The sequence below is a fragment of the Bacteroides sp. AF25-38AC genome, assembly GCF_003602995.1.
Classification (GTDB): Bacteria; Bacteroidota; Bacteroidia; order Bacteroidales; family Bacteroidaceae; genus Bacteroides; species Bacteroides uniformis.
This window is the reverse complement of sequence record NZ_QTMD01000005.1, coordinates 179768-198842: the sequence shown is the minus strand read 5'-3', so window position 1 is coordinate 198842 and position 19075 is coordinate 179768. Positions and strand designations below refer to the sequence as shown.

At 44.4% G+C, this 19075-nt stretch carries 17 protein-coding genes and 2 tRNA genes; 5 read left to right on the top strand and 14 right to left on the bottom strand.

From position 1 onward, the window contains the following. Positions 1–145: 145 nt before the first annotated feature. The 7 genes from DWY55_RS05520 to DWY55_RS05490 all read right to left on the bottom strand — a co-directional run bounded on the left by DWY55_RS05520 (position 146) and on the right by DWY55_RS05490 (position 6267). Positions 146–805, bottom strand: a complete 660-nt coding sequence (locus DWY55_RS05520) for a hypothetical protein (protein ID WP_133302942.1) — start codon at positions 803–805, stop codon at positions 146–148. Positions 806–1035: 230 nt separating this feature from the next. After that, entirely contained in the window at positions 1036–3204 is a 2169-nt protein-coding gene (locus DWY55_RS05515; RefSeq protein WP_117962701.1) for a DEAD/DEAH box helicase, read from the bottom strand. A 92-nt stretch (positions 3205–3296) separates the two neighbouring features. Further along, on the bottom strand, positions 3297–4574 hold the full coding sequence (locus DWY55_RS05510; protein WP_117962687.1) for a phage integrase SAM-like domain-containing protein: 1278 nt from the start codon (positions 4572–4574) through the stop codon (positions 3297–3299). Positions 4575–4700: 126 nt separating this feature from the next. Further along, positions 4701–4773: transfer RNA gene (locus DWY55_RS05505), tRNA-Gly, on the bottom strand. Between the two features lie 9 nt (positions 4774–4782). Further along, a tRNA-Tyr gene (locus DWY55_RS05500) sits at positions 4783–4865 on the bottom strand. 73 nt (positions 4866–4938) lie between these two features. Beyond that, on the bottom strand, positions 4939–5433 hold the full coding sequence (gene ribH / locus DWY55_RS05495) for a 6,7-dimethyl-8-ribityllumazine synthase (protein WP_005823623.1): 495 nt from the start codon (positions 5431–5433) through the stop codon (positions 4939–4941). Positions 5434–5583: 150 nt separating this feature from the next. After that, positions 5584–6267 carry a tetratricopeptide repeat protein gene (locus DWY55_RS05490; RefSeq protein WP_008666105.1) on the bottom strand — a complete coding sequence of 228 codons (684 nt, stop codon included), beginning with the start codon at positions 6265–6267 and terminating at the stop codon, positions 5584–5586. Between the two features lie 237 nt (positions 6268–6504). Between DWY55_RS05490 and recF the strand changes: the two genes are divergently transcribed. Both recF and DWY55_RS05480 read left to right on the top strand, forming a co-directional pair. Beyond that, complete coding sequence (gene recF, locus DWY55_RS05485) at positions 6505–7617, top strand: DNA replication/repair protein RecF (RefSeq protein WP_005823617.1); 1113 nt, start codon at positions 6505–6507, stop codon at positions 7615–7617. Then, complete coding sequence (locus tag DWY55_RS05480; protein WP_005823615.1) at positions 7614–7904, top strand: DUF721 domain-containing protein; 291 nt, start codon at positions 7614–7616, stop codon at positions 7902–7904. The genes recF and DWY55_RS05480 overlap by 4 nt, the downstream gene beginning before the upstream one ends. On the opposite strand, the gene DWY55_RS05475 is transcribed toward DWY55_RS05480, so the two are convergent. From DWY55_RS05475 to gap, 7 genes are all read right to left on the bottom strand, one after another. After that, positions 7897–8682, bottom strand: a complete 786-nt coding sequence (locus DWY55_RS05475; protein ID WP_005835445.1) for a histidinol-phosphatase — start codon at positions 8680–8682, stop codon at positions 7897–7899. The genes DWY55_RS05480 and DWY55_RS05475 overlap by 8 nt on opposite strands. Then, positions 8679–9209, bottom strand: coding sequence for a 5-formyltetrahydrofolate cyclo-ligase (locus DWY55_RS05470; RefSeq protein ID WP_117877912.1), 531 nt, complete (start codon positions 9207–9209; stop codon positions 8679–8681). Before DWY55_RS05470 ends, DWY55_RS05475 begins: the two co-directional genes overlap by 4 nt. Beyond that, positions 9127–10866 carry a S41 family peptidase gene (locus DWY55_RS05465; protein ID WP_117877915.1) on the bottom strand — a complete coding sequence of 580 codons (1740 nt, stop codon included), beginning with the start codon at positions 10864–10866 and terminating at the stop codon, positions 9127–9129. The genes DWY55_RS05470 and DWY55_RS05465 overlap by 83 nt, the downstream gene beginning before the upstream one ends. Positions 10867–10934: 68 nt before the next feature. Beyond that, on the bottom strand, positions 10935–11375 hold the full coding sequence (locus tag DWY55_RS05460; RefSeq protein ID WP_022401703.1) for a dCMP deaminase family protein: 441 nt from the start codon (positions 11373–11375) through the stop codon (positions 10935–10937). Positions 11376–11387: 12 nt separating this feature from the next. Next, on the bottom strand, positions 11388–11912 hold the full coding sequence (locus DWY55_RS05455) for a DUF4847 family protein (protein WP_044467541.1): 525 nt from the start codon (positions 11910–11912) through the stop codon (positions 11388–11390). After that, positions 11909–13966, bottom strand: a complete 2058-nt coding sequence (locus tag DWY55_RS05450; RefSeq protein WP_120178033.1) for a M3 family metallopeptidase — start codon at positions 13964–13966, stop codon at positions 11909–11911. Before DWY55_RS05450 ends, DWY55_RS05455 begins: the two co-directional genes overlap by 4 nt. Before the next feature lie 140 nt (positions 13967–14106). Next, on the bottom strand, positions 14107–15117 hold the full coding sequence (gene gap, locus DWY55_RS05445) for a type I glyceraldehyde-3-phosphate dehydrogenase (protein ID WP_005835458.1): 1011 nt from the start codon (positions 15115–15117) through the stop codon (positions 14107–14109). A gap of 140 nt (positions 15118–15257) precedes the next feature. On the opposite strand from gap, the gene mscL reads away from it, so the two are divergent. The 3 genes from mscL to guaA (DWY55_RS05425) all read left to right on the top strand — a co-directional run bounded on the left by mscL (position 15258) and on the right by guaA (DWY55_RS05425) (position 19055). Then, positions 15258–15692 (top strand): large-conductance mechanosensitive channel protein MscL, encoded by a 435-nt coding sequence (mscL, locus tag DWY55_RS05440; protein WP_005835461.1) that lies wholly within the window; start codon positions 15258–15260, stop codon positions 15690–15692. A gap of 462 nt (positions 15693–16154) precedes the next feature. Next, positions 16155–17708 (top strand): glutamine-hydrolyzing GMP synthase, encoded by a 1554-nt coding sequence (gene guaA, locus DWY55_RS05430; protein ID WP_005823593.1) that lies wholly within the window; start codon positions 16155–16157, stop codon positions 17706–17708. A 39-nt stretch (positions 17709–17747) separates the two neighbouring features. Next, a complete protein-coding gene (guaA, locus tag DWY55_RS05425; protein WP_117877919.1) occupies positions 17748–19055 on the top strand; it encodes a glutamine-hydrolyzing GMP synthase in 1308 nt (435 codons plus the stop codon). Positions 19056–19075: the final 20 nt, after the last annotated feature.

Here is a 19075-nt window from a genome sequence, read left to right as displayed (position 1 = left end):
TTACCGGGACAGTCTGCCGATTGACTCATAATGACGGAATTTAACGACAGTCCCTAATTAAGTAGCATATAGACTTATAAAAAATAAAATAAAAAATTGGAGAATACTTGAAGTGTAGAGTAAAAATAGTTATGTATTGCTAATGTTAATATACTGGTGCTACTCTATAATTTGAAAGGAATATGTTCCTTATTGTTATATCATCATTTTTATACTGATGTAGCCAATCAATATAGCTTATGTCACCTAACCAAGGAACACATAGCATATAGTCTTCAGGGTGGTTTCCACTATCAGGATTTTCAGGTACATATTCTAACCTTCTCAAATATCCTCTACTTACAAGTGACTTTTTTAGCTTATAGAAAGTACTCTTGGACACTTTAATTTTAGACTCCCAAAACTTCCATGATGACAAACTTAGATTAAATGAGTTATTGACACAATTACAATATAAAGCTATAATAAACCCTTTCTCTTCTGATGTTATGTTGGTATCTGTCAATACTTCTTTCTTTATAATTCTAAAGTTTTCAGTAGGTTTGGGTAGGTAATATCTTTTTCTTCTTAAATTTCCTATTGTGAATGATTGAATTTGAGTGCAGAACTTTGTGTTTTTTAGTCTTGGCATGAAATAATCCTTGATATAACTTAGTGATTGACCTGTGGAGGAAGCTATTTGTTCATAGGTTGAATCTGTGATATACTTATCATTAGCTGTTAAGTATATTCCAGTTATAGTATATAAATCATTAGGAGAGAACTTCCCACTTGCATAATTAGGGATAATAGTATAATTCTTCATATCCTTAAAGTTTAATGAGTCCATATTCTATGCTGTCCTATATTACCTACATATTACCTACTATATATTAATAGTAAAGGTTATAGAACCGCATAGAATATGGACTGGAAAATAAAATAATTAAAAGAAAAGGGGAGACTAGACAATAGTCTCCTCAGATATAGATATAAAGATAAGGATTTTTTCTGACATTTGCAAGTTTTAGTAGGTAAATATTTAATTGTCAGTAGTTAAAGTATGAAAAAGTCTAATAGGTTATTATTATCATAGAATATTCTATCTCCATGTACCTTCAAGTGATAAGGATTCTCACCAATAATCTGATATTTATTCACTCCTTTATTCTTTATTCTCTTGACTTCATAGAAGGCATTTAATAGGTTAACAGCTTTGTGTTTACTGATAGTCTTGTGAGTATGGTACTTAATGATGGGGGCAATCACATCCATATGTAGTTCATCACTGGAATACAGCTTTGACTTGTCTTGGAAAGCATAATTAAGACTTTGTTTTAAAGGATGATTATCTACCAATGCCCAAAATACCACAGCATTATTAATAGTTTTGAAAGCCTTATTATTCATGTTTCTAATCTCCCAAAGCCAATATAAAAGACTATCTAAATCTACATATTTATATAGCTTCATAACTCTCTCATAGAAGGTCTTTTTATGCTTTTTATATCCTCTACATTGGGTTATAAGAGTGCTTTCATTCAACTGATTAATGGAATTTAATTGCCTAATTTCAGCAATAGCTTCTTGTATATCCTCTTCCTCCCAAACTTTCAAAACAGCCTTATTCTTAGCCTCATTCTCTATTTGATTATCAGTCTTAATGTAGGATAATGATATACTATCAATAACCTTGCAGTTATCTTGTTCCACTTCTTTCTTGATATTCTCAGTTGAGGTATATACATGCTGATATAGAAAGTACTTCTCTTGTAAATAGTCAATGTTGAGATATGCAGGAACATATTGATTGTCTATGTTCTTTCTTGTCAATTTAATCGGTGCTTCTCCTATGGATTTTTGTTTTGTATGGTCTTTTATAGCCTCTTTGACTATCTTAAATAGTTCTCTCAAATCACTGTCATTGTTACTAAGTTTATCTGCTGAATCAATCAAATTCAATACCTTCTCAGTCTTGTGTATTAAGTATTTGCTGTAATTCTCATGTTTTCTTCTCTTTTTAAGTTCATCAAAGATGGTCTTGACTTCTTTACTCTTGAAAGTACTATATACCAGTGTTTCACTGAGTACACCCTTACTTATTCTACACCTTCCATGTATCTGTGTCATTCTATCAATAGATAGTATGGAATGTGAGTGTCTTATATCTGAGACTGAGATTAAATGATACTTATCCTCTATATCTATACCAGTGAAATAGCAGCAAGTAGCAAAGTTTATTCTACTGGGTAACTTTTCTTTGCCATCTTCACCTTTCTCTAACTTAGGTGCATAGTAAGAACCTGCTTCTTTAATGGATGCTTCACTACATAGAATAGTGCAATCCTTTCTAGTCTCCTCTTCAAGTTCTAAAATGATTTCTCTTATATGCACTATGGAATTATAGGCAATGAATATCTTCTCATTAGGATGTTTGAGTATTTCTTCTACCACTGCCATAGTGATATTATCTGTATGTAACAGCTTTACTTCTCTAGGAACATCACATATCCAAGGTAGATTAAATTTGCATTCATGCTCTAACTGGGGATTGGAGAATGCTTTCATGGTTGCAGTCACCATACATCTGTTTTTGGGTGGAAACTTTAAGTAGTAATCAATGACATCTTCTAGTTGAGGTCTGTAATTATTGTCAGATTGGAGTACATCTACTTCATCTATCATTAGGAAATACTTGTCATAATTCTCTTCCTTGATAAGTGTCAATACTCTCTTTAAGCTATCAGCTACTACAAGTAGTTTCTTGTAACTTTTTGTATTGATATAGTGTTGAATCTCAGCATTTGATGTTCCTTTCTTTCCTTCAATACTACTTCCAACATATAAAGTATTATGGTGCTTTAGATGCTTGGAATAGGCTAATGCTTTAGTAGGAAATACTATGATGGAGTTCCTTCTGGACTTGATTTCAAGAGTTGTTGCTCCAATGCCTGGTATTCTTTTATCTATAATGCCATGTGGCATCTTATTTAAGTAATCTGACAACATATGTTTCTTACCAGTAAATGCAGAACCATCTCCTACATATTCCTCTTGACCTATAGGAAGACCTGAGAGGTCTTTGATGATAGTAGTAGGAGTTATTTCTATACCATTATCTTTCAAGTCTCTTATAATTTGGTATTCTCTTTCTGTCAGAATATCCCAATCTATTATATCTGCATAGGTATTAAAAATAGTCTTATCATTCAATGTACTTTCCATCTCACTTAGATTTAATATATTAATAACAAAGTAAGTGAGTAAATGTACTAAAGAATCTCCATAGTCCATCAACTACAGAGATTCTTTTAACACTACTTCAACCCTTCACTTCCAAATACATATTTAAGAACTTTCAAGTTTGCTTCATTCTCAATCTTGAAGTCTCTTTCAATGTATATATCTGTGACTTTCATAGCTTCATCAATGTGATTAAGTGCTGCATGGACTGTATATTTGTCTATGCCTACTTTATTGACTGCTAAAGTAGCCCATGAGTGCCTTGCTGCATAGTATTCCAAATCATCTATATTGAGCATTTTTCCTACTTCCTTTAAACCAATATTGATAGCCTTGTTGAAGTTGCCAGCAGTTGAATAAGTGTGATAGAAATTGAATATTCTGTTTTTTGTTTGGTCTTGGTACTTTTCCATTAGTGATTGAAGAATAGGGGGAACTATAACTTTCATTTTGGCTTTATCTAATCTTCTATCTTTGGTTTTACTTCTATAGTAGGTGATTACTTCTCCTTCCAGTGTAGAACAACTATATAAGTCTATTGAGTTCATTCCCATCAGACAGAAAGATATGATGAAGCAATCTTTGGCTAAGTTATATGGGCACTTTTTCTCTGTTCCATTATTGTTGTATTGGTAAGGTAATTCCCATATCTCTTTGATTGCTTCTGCTGAAATAGCTCTCTTCCTTGTAGCCTCTTGCTTGGGAATTTCCAAGTTCTCAAAAGGTGAGTTTGGTACTAAGATGATGTTTCTATCATAGTCATTATACCTTTTCTTGACTTCATTGTATAGGTGTCTGAGGCATCCAATATATAGAGAGAGCATTCTATTGGAAGGTATTCTTTTCCCATGTTTTTTTAACTCCTCAATTCTTTGAGTTCTTTTTAATTGTAGGTAATTTATGAAATCATTTAATAGCTTCTTGGTCATTTGGTCTGTATTCAGATGTTCTTTTCCAAGATAAGTGATGAAGGCATTAATTGATGTTTGGTAGTTGGATTTCCCTTTTAATTGAGTAATCTCCAACCACTCCTTTGAGAACTGAATGAAATCTATGGTAGTCTTTCTTTCATTTTTAACCTTGATACACTCTATTATATCATTCAGGCTATAATTGGCTGTTTCCAATGGGAGGGAGGCACATAATTCTTGATATTGCCTAACAATATTATTTGCTTCCTTAATAAACTTGGGATTCTTTATTTTGAATGTCTTGGTGAGGTCTTCCTTTCTTACATAGATAGAAGTTGGTAGTCTTTTGACTTCTCTCTTATAGGTCATTCTAATTTTTACATTATATGTACCATCACTCTTTTGCTTGCCTTTTAATACTTCGGCTTTGATTGTTATCATATTTATTGTTTTTGGGAACAACAATAGACCAACAATTGCATTATTTATAATATCATGAAGGAAGATTCCAAGTAATATATAAAAAGAAAAGGATTGATAACCTTTTGATTATCAATCCTCTCTAAGAGCGGAAGACGGGGCTCAAACCCGCGACCCTCAGCTTGGAAGGCTAATGCTCTATCAACTGAGCTACTTCCGCAATTTTTTGTGGGCAAAGATGGATTCGAACCACCGAAGGCGTAAGCCAGCAGATTTACAGTCTGCCCCATTTGGCCACTCTGGTATTTGCCCTTTTGCACTTAAGATTCTATCTCAATTCTCTCATTGAGTAGCTTTGTTTCTCAATTGCGGTGCAAAGATACGACTATTTTTGTAAACTCCAAGCAAAATCTATCATTTTTATTGCAGTAATTGCACATTCGTCTCCTTTATTACCCAGCTTGCCACCGGCGCGGTCTTCTGCTTGCTCCATAGTATTGGTAGTAATTAATCCGTAAATTACTGGTACATCGCCACTTGCGTTTAATTGGGTAATTCCTTGGGTAGCACCCATGCAAACATAGTCAAAATGTGGAGTATCTCCTCTGACTACACAACCAATTGCAATAACTGCATCGACTTCGCTGTATTCGATAAGTTGGTTGGCGCCGAAAGTCAGTTCAAAACTGCCGGGTACTGTTTTTACCAGAATATTTTCATCTTTGGCTCCATGTTTTTTTAAGGTGTCTATGGCACCTTTTAGGAGAGCACCGGTAATATTATAATTCCACTCAGATACAACGATGCCGAATTTCATTTTTTCCGCGCTGGGTACAGAACTGAAATCGTAGTCTGAAAGATTGTGATAAGCTGTTGCCATAAATAAGGAATTAAGAATTAAAAATTAATAATTGAAAATTAAAGGGAGAGGGGAGATAAAAGAGGCACGGACTACATGGATTCACGGCTATTGTGTCTTTCCGTGTTTTCCGTGTAATCCGTGCCTGAGATGTCTTTATAATAAGGTATATTACTTCTTCAACAGTTTGGCTTGTTCGATATACTTGTCGATATCCATTGCCTGGTATGAACGGAAGTATTTATCCTTGATAGTGGTATACGCCTGAATTGCATCGTCATACTTACCTTGCTTTACCAGGATTTCTCCGGCTTGCAGCAGGTAGATGGGGCTGAGGGAGTTGTTGTCGGCTGCGTTGGCGGCTTTCAGCAGCATGGAAGCGGCTTTGTCCAGTTGGCCGAGCTGCGCATAGCAGTTACCCATAGCACCTTTCATGGCAGGAGCTACCATTTGGTCGTCTCCGTCAAAGCTGTCCAATGCTTTCACTGCTTCGTCATATTTGCCGAGGTGTGCATAGCAGAGACCCATATAAGCTTTTGCAAGATTGGCTGCTTTTGTGCCGCTGTATTCGTCTGCCACTTTTACAAATCCGGCAAAACCGATGCTATCACCGTTCAGTGCTTGTGCATAAGCGTCTGCTTCGAAGTATTCTTGTCCTTTGAATAAGGCAGCTTGTGCTTTTTCTTCACGGGGGTCTGCATAAAGGTTCTTGTACATCACTACACCGGCAATGATGATGATTACTGCTACTACAGCGCCGATGATTGCTTTTTTGTTCTTAATGAAAAAGGCCTCCGATTGTGTCAGTGCATCCTCCACGTTTAAGGCTTCATTCGTCTTTTTTTGTTCTGCCATTTTTATATAATCTTTTTGTTATTATTCTTATTTATCTATTTCGACCCGCAAAAGTAAGTTTTTTATAGCTATCAACGAAATTTAGCGGCATCTTTTTTTGTTTTGTATCAGAAAACACCGAAATTATTTCTACTTTTCAATAAGCCGGGCTTCACCTCTGTATTAAAAATAAGCAGGCTTATTTTGTACTGCTTTCGGTTTTGCATTATCTTTGTAACCGAACTCATCGTTACTATAATGATACTGAAACGTATATCTATACTCAATTATAAGAACTTGGAGCAGGTGGAGCTTTCATTCTCGCCCAAGTTGAACTGCTTTTTCGGACAGAACGGCATGGGGAAAACGAACCTGCTGGATGCGGTGTATTTTTTGTCTTTCTGTAAAAGTGCCGGTAATCCCATTGATTCCCAGAATATCTGCCATGATGCTGACTTCTTTGTTATTCAAGGGTTTTATGAGGCTGCCGATGGGACTCCTGAGGAAATCTACTGTGGTATGAAGAGGCGCCAGAAGAAACAGTTCAAGCGAAACAAGAAGGAGTATACGCGTTTGTCGGATCATATCGGCTTCCTGCCTTTGGTCATGGTCTCGCCTGCCGATTCGGAGTTGATAGCAGGAGGCAGTGATGAACGCCGACGTTTTATGGATGTGGTTATCTCGCAGTACGACAAAGAGTATCTGGATGCTTTGATACGATACAATAAAGCTTTGGTGCAGCGGAATACCTTACTGAAGAGTGAACAGCCGGTGGAGGAAGAGCTCTTTCTGGTTTGGGAGGAGATGATGGCACAAGCCGGTGAAGTGGTGTTCCGCAAACGTGAGGCCTTTATCCGTGAGTTTATTCCTATTTTCCAGTCTTTCTATTCATTCATTTCGCAAGATAGGGAGAAGGTGGGATTAAGCTATGACTCCCATGCCCGCGATGCCTCTTTGCTGGAAGTGCTGAAGGAAAGCCGTGCTCGCGACCAGATTATGGGCTATTCGTTGCGCGGTGTGCACAAGGACGAGCTGAATATGCTTTTGGGAGATTTCCCCATCAAGCGTGAAGGGTCGCAGGGGCAGAACAAGACTTATCTGGTAGCGTTGAAGCTGGCACAGTTTGATTTCCTGAAACGTACCGGGACCACTGTTCCCTTGTTGTTGTTGGACGATATCTTTGACAAGCTGGATGCCTCGCGTGTGGAGCAAATCATCAAGTTGGTGGCAGGCGACAGTTTTGGGCAGATTTTTATAACCGATACCAACCGCGAACACCTGGACCGTATTCTGCATAAAGTGGGCAGTGATTATAAGATGTTCCGTGTGGAGCAGGGAACGGTTGCCGAAATGAAGGAGGAAGAGGCATGAAGCGCAATAATGCCGAACAGATAGGTGAACTTATCCGTCATTACCTCAGGCAGGAAAGTCTGGAGTCTCCGCTGAATGAACGGCGGCTTATCAGTGCGTGGCCCGAAGTGCTGGGGCCTACCATTGCCTCCTACACCCGTGAACTTTATATAAAGAACCAGGTGCTTTATGTGCATCTCACTTCTGCTGCTTTGCGCCAGGAACTGATGATGGGGCGCGAGTTGCTGGTGCGCAACTTGAATCGTCATGTGGGGGCCCAGGTCATAACGAATATCATATTCAGATGAGCATCCTCAGCTCATCTATTCTTTCAATCTTCAGTTCCTTCAATTCCCGGACTGCCCGGTCATAATACATCGGAGTTTCCAAATCCTTGTTGTCATGCGCATCCAGTCCGATGATAGCTGTACAGCCTTCATTGGCAGCGATTCGCCAGAACTCCGGGCACGGGTAGGTGGATAAGCCGTGCGCTTCATTGTAGGCTACATAGCCTATATTGTATTCCAACGGGACATTCAGGCGTGCAGCAGTACGGCAGATGTGCCGGCTGATGGTAGTGCAATGGTGGTCGAACTTCGGATAGGAGCGCATGAACAAGTCCGGATGGGCAAGGCAGGAGAATAATCCGCTTTCCATACCTTCGATGGCGCTCTCTTCGTAAAGTTCGAGCATGTCGCGGCTGTCTGTATGATGGCCGAAGTAGGGGAACTTTTCATCGGTGTGGTAGTGATGGTTTCCGAAGATGATATAGTCCAGTTGGTACTTCTTGGTTTGCTCTTTCAGCCAATGGATATATTGGGGGAAGTATTCACATTCAAGTCCTATTCTGATGTCTATCCGGTCGTGGTATTTCTCACGGAGTGTCTTGAGACTCTCCACGTAGCCGGGGAGCTCCTCGGGGAGCATCCGCATGTCGGCTACGTAGTCGGTACGGTATTTCCAGGGAGTATGGTCTGAAAACCCGAGTATCCGGTAACCGCCTTTGATGGCACTGAGCACATAGTCTTCGTCATCTCCGGTGGCATGCATGCAGCGTGTGGTGTGTGTATGATAATTAGTTTTCATTGCGTAATGATTTCATCCATGCGTATATCAAACGGTTCCGCAGGAACTTCTTCTACGAGTTGAAACGGGAAGCAGATGCCGGCTTTGTAGGCTGATGGGATGCGGGGCAGAAGCCGGTCATAGTAACCTTTACCGCGCCCCAGGCGGTTGCCGTTACGGTCGAATGCCACGCCGGGAACCACTATGAAGTCTATGTCTGCATAGTCGGTAAATAGCTCGCCGGTTGGTTCTTCGATGCCGTATGCGCCAGGTTTCAAGTCTTCGGGTCTGGTGTACAGCCGCAGTTCCAGGTCGTCACCTACAACTACCGGAAGCAGTATCCGCTTTTCGCGGCTCCACTTCCGGATAAATTCGTGTGTGTCCACTTCGTCTTTGAGAGAGTGGTAAAGCAGTACGGTGGTTGCCGCCCTGAAAGCGGGGTGTGCCTCGAGGGCGGCAAGTATTTCAGCAGACTGACGCGTAGTGGAAGAGCTGTGTCGGGTCTTCAACAAAGCTACCTGCCTGCGCAGTTCTTTTTTCCTTTCCATCATCTTTTGTATCCTCTGTGATTGGTGTCGCTTCCGGGGCTTTTGGGAATGCCTCGCCACGTTCCAGAATATCCAATGCCTTCTTGACGGTAGCATCGCTCTGGTTGATGTAGCGGATGTATTGCTCCCTTCCCAGTATGTTATAGATAATGTTGCCGTAAAGACTTCTTTCCAGTAGCTTGTAGGACTTGTGGATAAGCAGGTTGCGCCGCTTTACTCCCTTGGAGTCTGCAAAACGTACAAACTGCTCCACGATACCTTGGTGGCGAAGGTACTTCAACAAATCTTCTTCATTGTCGTATTCACTCAATTTCGCACGGTTGCGGTCGGTATACTGGAAGCTGAATTGCAGAATCAGTCCCTTGTTGCTTACTTCTATCAGGTAAGAAGATACTCCGGTTGTGTCTTGCGGAACGAATACGTCCGGCATAATGCCACCGCCGCCGTATACGGGTCTGCCCAAACCGGTAGAGTAACGCAGGTTTTCGTCCAGTTTGATGCTGTCTTTGGAGAAGAACTCGCCGTGTTCGTAACGGGTAATCCAGTCCATTTCGTATTTGCTGTCCTTGCCGTTCTCGTAGGGGCGCTGGATGCAACGGCCCGATGGGGTGTAATAACGGGCAATGGTCAGGCGGATGGCGGAACCGTCACTGAAGTCGATGGGTTGCTGTACGAGTCCCTTGCCGAAGGAACGGCGTCCTACAATGGTTCCGCGGTCATTGTCCTGAATGGCGCCCGCAAAGATTTCGCTGGCCGAAGCGGAACTCTCGTTTACCAATACCACTAGCGGCAGCTTCTGGCAACTGCCGGTACCGTTGGCATATTCCTCCATGCGGGGATATTTGCGGCCGTGGGTATATACAATCAACTTCCCTTCCGGCAGGAATTCGTTCACCATGCGTGTGGCGGCTTCCATGTATCCTCCGGTATTGTCGCGCAGGTCGATAATCAGGCCTTTGCACTTCTCGTGGCTCAGTTGGGCAATCGCATTCAGCAGCTCCACGTGTGTGGTACGTCCGAATTTGCTGATTTGTATATATCCGTAGTCATCGTCGAGCATATAGGCTGCATCAATGGTGTTTTGTGGGATGTCACCGCGTGTGATGGTGAAGTCGAGCAACTCCTTTTCCGTAGCACGCTTGACGCCTAACTTCACTTGGCTTCCTTTCGGACCTTTCAGGTTGCGCATGGCCTTTTCGTTTGTCAGGCCTTTGCCTGCAAACAGACTGTCGTTGACCATTACAATGCGGTCGCCTGCCATCAGGCCCACTTTCTCGGACGGTCCGCCGGGAATCACGCTGTTTACGTGTATCGTGTCTTCTTGAATGGTGAACTGGATACCTATACCGCTGAAGCTGCCTTCAAGTTCGGAGTTTACCTCTTCCAGCTTCTGTGCGGGGATGTAGGTGGAGTGGGGGTCGAGTTCCGCCAATATCTGCGGCATGGCCTTCTCTACCAAATCGGTCATGTTGACGGTATCCACATACTGGTCATCAATAACACGCAGCAAGGCATTCAGCTTGTTGGACGAACTGTTGATGATTCCCAGTTTGTTACCGGCAAAATGTCTGGCGTAAAACGTTCCGATAAGAATTCCCGCGACTACGCTGATTGCGATGATAAGCGGCATAAAGCGGGAAGTATTTTTTGTACTCATGATGTTTATTTACTATTAGACTATTTACAATTTACTATTTGGTTGCGCATGCAGCTTTCAACTTTTCATTATCCATTATCCATTGAAATAAATACCACCTCGATGCCTGCCCGTTTCAAAAGTTCGATACCATCTTCCAGACGGTATTTCTCGGAGTAGACCACCCGCTTGATGCCTGCCTGGATAATCAGTTTGGCGCATTCTATGCAGGGGGAGGCAGTGACGTACATGGTGGCACCGTTACTGCTGTTGTTTGAACGGGCTATTTTGGTAATGGCGTTTGCTTCGGCATGGAGCACGTATGGTTTGGTGACGTTATTCTCATCTTCGCATACATTCTCAAAACCGGAAGGGGTACCGTTGTAGCCGTCAGAGATAATCATCTTGTCTTTTACAATCAGTGCACCGACCTGGCGGCGTTGGCAATACGAATTTTCGGCCCAAATGCTTGCCATACGTATATAACGCCTATCCAATGCTTCTTGTTTGTCTTTTGTAGAATCGTCCATCATATTTATGCTTTATCGTTGCGGGGTGAATCCCATGACTCTGGTTGTCGGTCCGTCTTTAAAATAGAGGGTCAGTGAATTGGCATCCCCTTCATACTTGTACACGTTTTGCAATCCGGAGATGAATGCCTTGGCCAGTGCATCGCTTTCTGCAGCCCCCGTAACCTTCACACTGATGCTGAGCGAGCCTGAAGCTCCGTCGGCTTTCCAAGTGCCGTTGACGCTTGAGTTGATGCCTTGTCCGTTGACGGTGGTGCCCATCAGTTCTCCATCCAGTTCAGTACCTTCAAAATTGAGGGTGAAGGTGTTTTTCTGATTATATAGCTTGTCCAGACTCTTCTTCATCTCTTCCTCATTGTTGTTCCAAAGGTTTGGATAGAATTGGGCATTGCTGCCTTTATTGGTGAGTCGGCTGAGCTTCCATGTCTTCCCGGTGAATATTCCGATAACATCGTCCTCGTTGTCGCAACCGCTTAGCAGGGGGAGCAGCGAAAACATGAGCAACATGCAAAAGATGTTCCTTATAAGTCTCTTCATTTCTTTATTCCATTTCTGATTAATAATGCGTCGATTGTAGGCTCTTGTCCGCGGAAGCGTTTATAGAGCGTCATCGGATGTTCCGTTCCGCCTTTGGAAAGAATGTTCTCGCGGAAGGAGGCGGCAGTCTCCGGGTTGAAGATGCCCGTCTGCTTGAATAGCGAGAAAGCATCTGCATCCAGCACCTCTGCCCATTTATAACTATAGTATCCGGCAGAATATCCTCCGGCAAAGATATGGGAGAATTGTGTGCTCATGCAGGCTTCTGCCACAGAAGGCAGAATCTGTGCTTTTTCCCAAGCCTTCTTTTCATAGGCTTTCACGTCACCTTCAAACGGGGTGTTACGTGTGTACCAAGCCATATCGAGCAGGCCGAAGCTAACCTGGCGGAGGCAGGCGTATGCCGCGTTGAAGTTGGAGGAATCCACAATGCGCTGTACCAGTTCGTCCGGTATCAGTTCTCCGGTTTGGTAATGGCGGGCAAACGTATGCAGGAATTCCTTTTCGATGGCGAAGTTCTCCATGAATTGGGAGGGGAGTTCCACAAAGTCCCAATACACGTTGGTCCCGCTCAGGCTCCCGTAGGTGGTATTGGCAAACATACCATGCAGGCTGTGGCCGAATTCGTGCAGGAATGTCTCCACCTCGCCGAAGGTAAGCAGGGCAGGCTTGTCCTGTGTCGGTTTGGTGAAGTTCATCACAATGGATATGTGGGGACGGCTGTTCTCACCGGTCTTTTCGTCAATCCACTGTTCCTTGTAGCTGGTCATCCAGGCTCCCGAGCGCTTGCCTGCTCTGGGGTGGAAGTCGGTATAGAACACGGCAAGGAATTTCCCGTCTTTGTCGAAGACTTCGTAGGCATCCACATCCTTGTGATAAACGGGAATATCCGGATTCTTCTTGAAGGTGATGCCATACAGTCTGGTTGCCAGGCCGAATACACCTTCCTTCACGTTGTTCAGCTCAAAGTAAGGGCGGAGCAGCTCATCGTCGATATTGAACTTCCGGTCCTTCAGTTTATGGGAATAGTACGCCCAGTCCCACGGCATCAGGACGAAGTCTTCTCCTTCCGCTTGGCGTGCCAGGGCTTGCACTTCTGCATATTCTTGTTTGGCGGTGGGCGTGTAAGCCTCCAGCAGTTGGTCCAGCAGCTTATACACGGACTCACTGTTTTGTGCCATGCGCTCCTGGAGGTTGTATTCGGCGAAGTTGTCATAGCCTAGGAGTTGGGCAATCTCCATACGGACATTGGCCAGTTTCTTTACGGTTTCCAGATTATTGCTGGCGTTGTCATGCGTACACTTCGTATTGTAGGCCATATATAGCTCACGGCGCAGGTCACGGCTGTCTGCGTAGGTCAGAAAAGGGCCATAGCTGGGAGCCTGCAGGGTGAATACCCAGCCTTCGACGCCTTTTTCCCCGGCTGTCTCTGCAGCGGCTTCTACCGCGCTCTCGGGCAGCCCGGCCAGTTGTGACTTGTCGGTGATGACAAGCTTGTAGTCGTTCGTTTCTTTCAGGTTGTTTTCGCTGAACTGCAGCGTCAGCAGGCTGAGCTCTTTGCATAAAGCCCGGTATTTCTCCTTATCTTCTCCCAGGAGGTTGGCACCGTTGCGTACAAAGCCGTTATAAATGTCTTCCAGCAGTTTGTGCTGTTCCGGGCTCAATGTTTCTTTGTCTTGCTGTTCGTAAACAGCTTTGATACGTGCAAACAGCTCTTCGTTCAGGCTGATGTTGTTTTCATGCTCGCTCATCATCGGCATGATTTCTTTGGCCAGTTCCTGTAGGTCATCGTCCGTTTCGGCACTGAGCAGATTGCCGAATACAGTGCTGACACGGTGGAGCATCTCACCGGACTTCTCGTAGGCCAACACTGTGTTGGCAAATGTCGGGACTTCCGGATTGCGGATGATGGCCTCTATTTCCGCATTTTGGCGGCGGATGCCTTCGCGGATGGCGGGTACGTAATCTCCGGTCTTAATCTTGTCGAACGGGACAGTGCCGTGCAGCGTGGAGTATGTTTCAAAAAAAGGATTTTGAGACGATATAGTGTTCATAAAGCAAAGCAATATTAGAGTTAGTATAATCTTCATCATGTTTAAAGGGTCTGATAAAAAACGAACTAGCTGCAAAATTGCAAAAAAAATAGGCGACTTCTGCAGAAGTCACCTATTTTTTATTATTTTCTAACTGTATATTAGCAGTTAACTGATGCCATGTGAGCAATCAAGTCAAGAACCTTGTTAGAATAACCGATTTCGTTATCATACCAAGATACAACCTTAACGAAAGTATCAGTCAAAGCGATACCAGCCTTAGCGTCGAAGATAGAAGTGCGAGTGTCACCCAAGAAGTCAGAAGAAACAACTGCATCTTCAGTGTAACCCAGAACACCCTTCAATTCGCCTTCAGAAGCTTCCTTCATGGCAGCGCAGATTTCAGCGTAAGTAGCGGGCTTAGCCAAGTTAACTGTCAAGTCAACTACAGATACGTCCAAAGTCGGAACACGCATAGACATACCAGTCAGTTTGCCGTTCAATGCCGGGATAACTTTACCTACAGCCTTAGCAGCACCGGTAGAAGACGGGATAATGTTGCCGGAAGCAGCACGACCACCTCTCCAGTCTTTCATAGAAGGACCGTCAACTGTCTTCTGAGTAGCAGTTGTAGAGTGAACAGTAGTCATCAAACCGTCAGTGATACCCCATTTGTCGTTCAATACCTTAGCGATAGGAGCCAAGCAGTTGGTAGTACAAGAAGCGTTAGATACGAATTGAGTACCCTTAACGTAAGTCTTTTCGTTAACACCGCAAACGAACATCGGAGTGTCGTCCTTAGAAGGAGCAGACATTACAACATATTTTGCGCCGGCTTCGATGTGAGCTTGAGCTTTGTCTTTGCTCAAGAACAAGCCAGTAGATTCAACAACGTATTCTGCCTCTACTTCGTTCCATTTCAAGTCAGCCGGGTTTCTTTCTGCAGTGATGCGGATAGCCTGACCGTTAACGATCAGCTTGCTGTTTTCAACATCAGCTTCGATAGTACCGTCGAACTGGCCGTGCATAGTGTCATACTTCAGCATGTAAGCCAAGTAATCTACCGGGCAAAGGTCGTTGATACCTACGATCTGAATATCGTTTCTCTTCATTGCAGCGCGGAATACGAAACGTCCGATACGTCCGAATCCATTAATACCTACTTTAATCATTTTGTTTAAACTTTTAAGGGTTTTATAATGTTTAAAAATAAACTTTCGCTTACTAATTGCAATTCTTTCTGATTTGCGGTGCAAAAGTAAGAAAATGTTTTTATATTCGTAACCAAAATCATAATTAAATAATTGAAAAGATGGGAAAAAGTTCATTTTTACAGGAATTTAAGGCTTTTGCCATGAAGGGCAATGTGATAGACATGGCCGTCGGTGTGATTATCGGTGGGGCATTCGGAAAAATCGTCTCCTCCATTGTGGCAGATGTGATTATGCCTCCTATCGGGCTGCTGGTGGGCGGTGTCAACTTTACAGACTTGAAGTGGGTGCTGAAACCTGCCGAAATGGTGGACGGAAAAGAAATTGCTGCCGTGACCCTGAATTACGGTAATTTCTTGCAGGTCACCTTCGACTTCCTGATTATAGCATTCTCTATCTTCATGTTCATAAAGTTGTTGACCAAGCTGACTGAAAAGAAGAAAGAAGAGGCGCCTGCCGCTCCTCCGGCTCCCCCTGCCCCGAGCAAGGAAGAGGTGCTGCTGACCGAAATCCGTGATTTGCTGAAAGAAAAGTAATATCGAAGCGGAACTTCATAGGGATGTCAAAACCCTCTTGACGCTTTTTTTAGGCGCGGAATTCTAAGACCTACACAAGTTTTTGCACAGGAAACTTGCGTAGGTCTTAGAATTCCGCGCCTAATATTATAACATGATGAAAGCGTTCATGGCTTTTGATACATTCCCTAATGCATTTAACTCTCCCCGGTACCGCCGGAAACTGTCCCTTTTTATACTAAGCAGTAATCTTACCACAGCCGTGGTAAGAAAATAACATTGCTGTGGTAAGCAAGTTGCATAGCTGTGGTAAGAAAACAGCACGGTTGTAGTAAGAATAGCTTTTAGTATCCTTGTGGATAGTTCTAGCCTGAAATTAAAGCTGTTTTTAGTAAAAAAACGTTTTTCTGTCACATTATCCCTGATAATTCCTTTACTTTTTCTACTTTTGCAAATCATTTATTAAAGTCTATACGGATTTATATGCAAGAGAAGATTATTATTCTTGATTTCGGTTCGCAAACCACGCAGCTCATCGGCCGCCGGCTGCGCGAATTGAATGTCTATTGCGAGATTGTACCTTACAACAAATTTCCATACGGAGATGAGAGTGTAAAAGGAGTTATCCTTTCGGGTAGCCCCTTTTCTGTTTATGATAAGAGTGCATTCAAGGTAGATTTGAGCGGGATTCGTGGGAAATACCCCATTCTGGGTATCTGCTACGGTGCGCAGTTTATCTCCTACAGCAACGGTGGACGGGTGGAGCCGGCAGGAACCCGCGAGTACGGACGTGCCCATCTCGGTTCTTTCGATTCGGAGAATGTCCTTTTCAAAGGGGTAAGGAAGAATACCCAAGTATGGATGAGCCATGGAGACACGATTACAGCCATTCCCGACAACTTCAAGATTATAGCTTCTACGGACAAGGTAGCGATTGCTGCTTACCAGGTGTCCGGCGAGGAGATGTGGGGAGTGCAGTTCCATCCGGAAGTATTTCATAGCGAGGACGGTACGCAGATGCTGCGCAACTTCGTGGTGGACGTATGCGGTTGCAGCCAGAGCTGGAGCGCCGCATCGTTTGTAGATACTACTGTGGCCGAACTGAAGGAGCAGCTTGGCAACGACCGAGTTATCCTGGGACTGAGTGGCGGTGTGGATTCTTCGGTAGCCGCCGTGTTGCTGCATCGTGCCATTGGCAAGAACTTGACCTGTATCTTTGTGGACCACGGACTGCTTCGCAAGAATGAGTTCAAGAATGTGATGCACGACTACGAATGCCTGGGACTGAACGTGATTGGCGTGGATGCCAGCGAGAAGTTCTTCAAGGATTTGGAGGGAGTGACCGAGCCTGAGCAAAAGCGTAAAATCATCGGCCGCGATTTTATCGAGGTCTTCGATGCCGAAGCGCACAAGATAACCGATGCCCGTTGGTTGGCACAAGGCACCATTTATCCCGACCGCATCGAGAGCCTAAACATTACGGGCAAGACCATCAAGAGCCATCACAACGTGGGCGGTCTGCCCGAGGAGATGAACCTCCGTCTGTGCGAACCGTTGCAGTGGCTGTTCAAGGACGAAGTACGCCGCGTGGGACGCGAATTGGGAATGCCCGAACATTTGATTACCCGTCATCCTTTCCCCGGTCCGGGACTGGCTGTCCGCATCCTGGGGGATATAACACCGGAGAAGGTGCATACTTTGCAGGAAGCCGACGATATTTTCATTCAGGGCTTGCGTGACTGGAAAGTGCAGGATGCCGACGGCAACGAGACATCGCTCTACCATCAGGTCTGGCAGGCGGGCGTCATTCTTCTGCCCGTACAGAGTGTGGGCGTGATGGGCGACGAACGCACCTATGAACGTGCAGTGGCCTTGCGTGCCGTCACTTCCACCGATGCCATGACAGCCGACTGGGCGCATCTGCCCTACGAATTCCTGGGTAAGGTGTCCAACGACATTATAAATAAGGTGAAAGGTGTGAACCGCGTGACCTATGACATCTCTTCAAAACCACCCAGCACAATAGAATGGGAATAAGACCTACTGAAATTATTAACTTAAAAACAATATAGAAGAATGAAGCAGGATATGATTGTGATTCTGGATTTGGGAAGCCATGAGAACACAGTGCTTGCCCGGGCGATTCGTGCGTTGGGAGTATATAGCGAAATCTACCCGCACGACATTACTGCTGCCGAACTGAAGGCCTTGCCGAATGTGAAAGGCATCATCATCAACGGCGGCCCCAACAATGTGGTTGACGGGGTGTCCATCGACGTGTTGCCCGAGATTTACGAAGCGGGATTCCCCGTAATGGCTGCCGGACACGACAAGGCGCTGTGCGAAGTGAAGCTGCCGCAGTTTACGGATGATGTGGAAGCCATCAAGGAGGCTGTGAAATCTTTCGTATTCGATACTTGCAAGGCTGAGGCGAACTGGAACATGACGAATTTCGTCAACGACCAGGTGGAGTTGATACGTCGTCAGGTGGGCGACCGTAAGGTGCTGCTGGCACTGTCCGGTGGTGTGGATAGCTCCGTGGTGGCCGCTTTGCTGCTGAAAGCCATCGGAGACAAGCTGGTTTGCGTACACGTGAACCACGGACTGATGCGTAAGGGCGAATCGGAAGCCGTGGTGGAAATCTTTGACAAGGAGCTGAAAGCTAACTTGATATACGTGGATGCTACAGACCGTTTCCTCTCCAAGCTGGAAAACGTGGCTGACCCGGAAGAAAAGCGCAAGATTATCGGCGGAGAGTTTATCCGTGTCTTTGAGGAAGAAGCCCGCAAGCTGGACGGTATCGACTTCCTGGGACAAGGTACCATCTATCCCGATATTGTAGAGAGTGGCACAAAAACAGCCAAGATGGTGAAGTCTCATCACAACGTAGGCGGTCTGCCCGAGGATTTGCAGTTTGAATTGGTGGAGCCGTTGCGCCAGCTGTTCAAGGACGAAGTACGTGCATGCGGTGTAGAGCTTGGATTGCCGTACGAGATGGTTTACCGTCAGCCGTTCCCCGGTCCCGGATTGGGAGTACGTTGTCTGGGAGCCATTACCCGTGACCGCTTGGAGGCTGTACGCGAGTCGGATGCCATTCTGCGTGAGGAATTCCAACTGGCAGGCCTGGATAAGAAGGTATGGCAGTATTTCACTGTGGTGCCCGATTTCAAATCTGTGGGTGTACGCGACAATGCACGTTCGTTCGACTGGCCCGTCATTATCCGTGCCGTCAACACAGTGGATGCCATGACCGCTACCATTGAGCCGGTGGACTGGCCCATCCTAATGAAGATTACCGACCGTATTCTCAAGGAAGTGAAAACCGTCAATCGCGTTTGTTATGATATGTCTCCGAAACCCAATGCGACTATCGAGTGGGAGTGAGATTGACCAATGATAATGAT

Coding starts and splice junctions, on each gene's coding strand:
- recF (WP_005823617.1), top strand. CDS start 6,505: ATGATACTGAAACGTATATCTATACTCAATTATAAGAACTTGGAGCAG.
- DWY55_RS05460 (WP_022401703.1), bottom strand. CDS start 11,375: ATGGACGATTCTACAAAAGACAAACAAGAAGCATTGGATAGGCGTTAT.
- gap (WP_005835458.1), bottom strand. CDS start 15,117: ATGATTAAAGTAGGTATTAATGGATTCGGACGTATCGGACGTTTCGTA.
- DWY55_RS05520 (WP_133302942.1), bottom strand. CDS start 805: ATGAAGAATTATACTATTATCCCTAATTATGCAAGTGGGAAGTTCTCT.
- guaA (WP_005823593.1), top strand. CDS start 16,155: ATGCAAGAGAAGATTATTATTCTTGATTTCGGTTCGCAAACCACGCAG.
- ribH (WP_005823623.1), bottom strand. CDS start 5,433: ATGGCAACAGCTTATCACAATCTTTCAGACTACGATTTCAGTTCTGTA.
- DWY55_RS05510 (WP_117962687.1), bottom strand. CDS start 4,574: ATGATAACAATCAAAGCCGAAGTATTAAAAGGCAAGCAAAAGAGTGAT.
- DWY55_RS05490 (WP_008666105.1), bottom strand. CDS start 6,267: ATGGCAGAACAAAAAAAGACGAATGAAGCCTTAAACGTGGAGGATGCA.
- DWY55_RS05465 (WP_117877915.1), bottom strand. CDS start 10,866: ATGAGTACAAAAAATACTTCCCGCTTTATGCCGCTTATCATCGCAATC.
- DWY55_RS05475 (WP_005835445.1), bottom strand. CDS start 8,682: ATGAAAACTAATTATCATACACACACCACACGCTGCATGCATGCCACC.
- DWY55_RS05515 (WP_117962701.1), bottom strand. CDS start 3,204: ATGGAAAGTACATTGAATGATAAGACTATTTTTAATACCTATGCAGAT.
- guaA (WP_117877919.1), top strand. CDS start 17,748: ATGAAGCAGGATATGATTGTGATTCTGGATTTGGGAAGCCATGAGAAC.
- DWY55_RS05455 (WP_044467541.1), bottom strand. CDS start 11,912: ATGAAGAGACTTATAAGGAACATCTTTTGCATGTTGCTCATGTTTTCG.
- DWY55_RS05470 (WP_117877912.1), bottom strand. CDS start 9,209: ATGGAAAGGAAAAAAGAACTGCGCAGGCAGGTAGCTTTGTTGAAGACC.
- mscL (WP_005835461.1), top strand. CDS start 15,258: ATGGGAAAAAGTTCATTTTTACAGGAATTTAAGGCTTTTGCCATGAAG.
- DWY55_RS05480 (WP_005823615.1), top strand. CDS start 7,614: ATGAAGCGCAATAATGCCGAACAGATAGGTGAACTTATCCGTCATTAC.
- DWY55_RS05450 (WP_120178033.1), bottom strand. CDS start 13,966: ATGAACACTATATCGTCTCAAAATCCTTTTTTTGAAACATACTCCACG.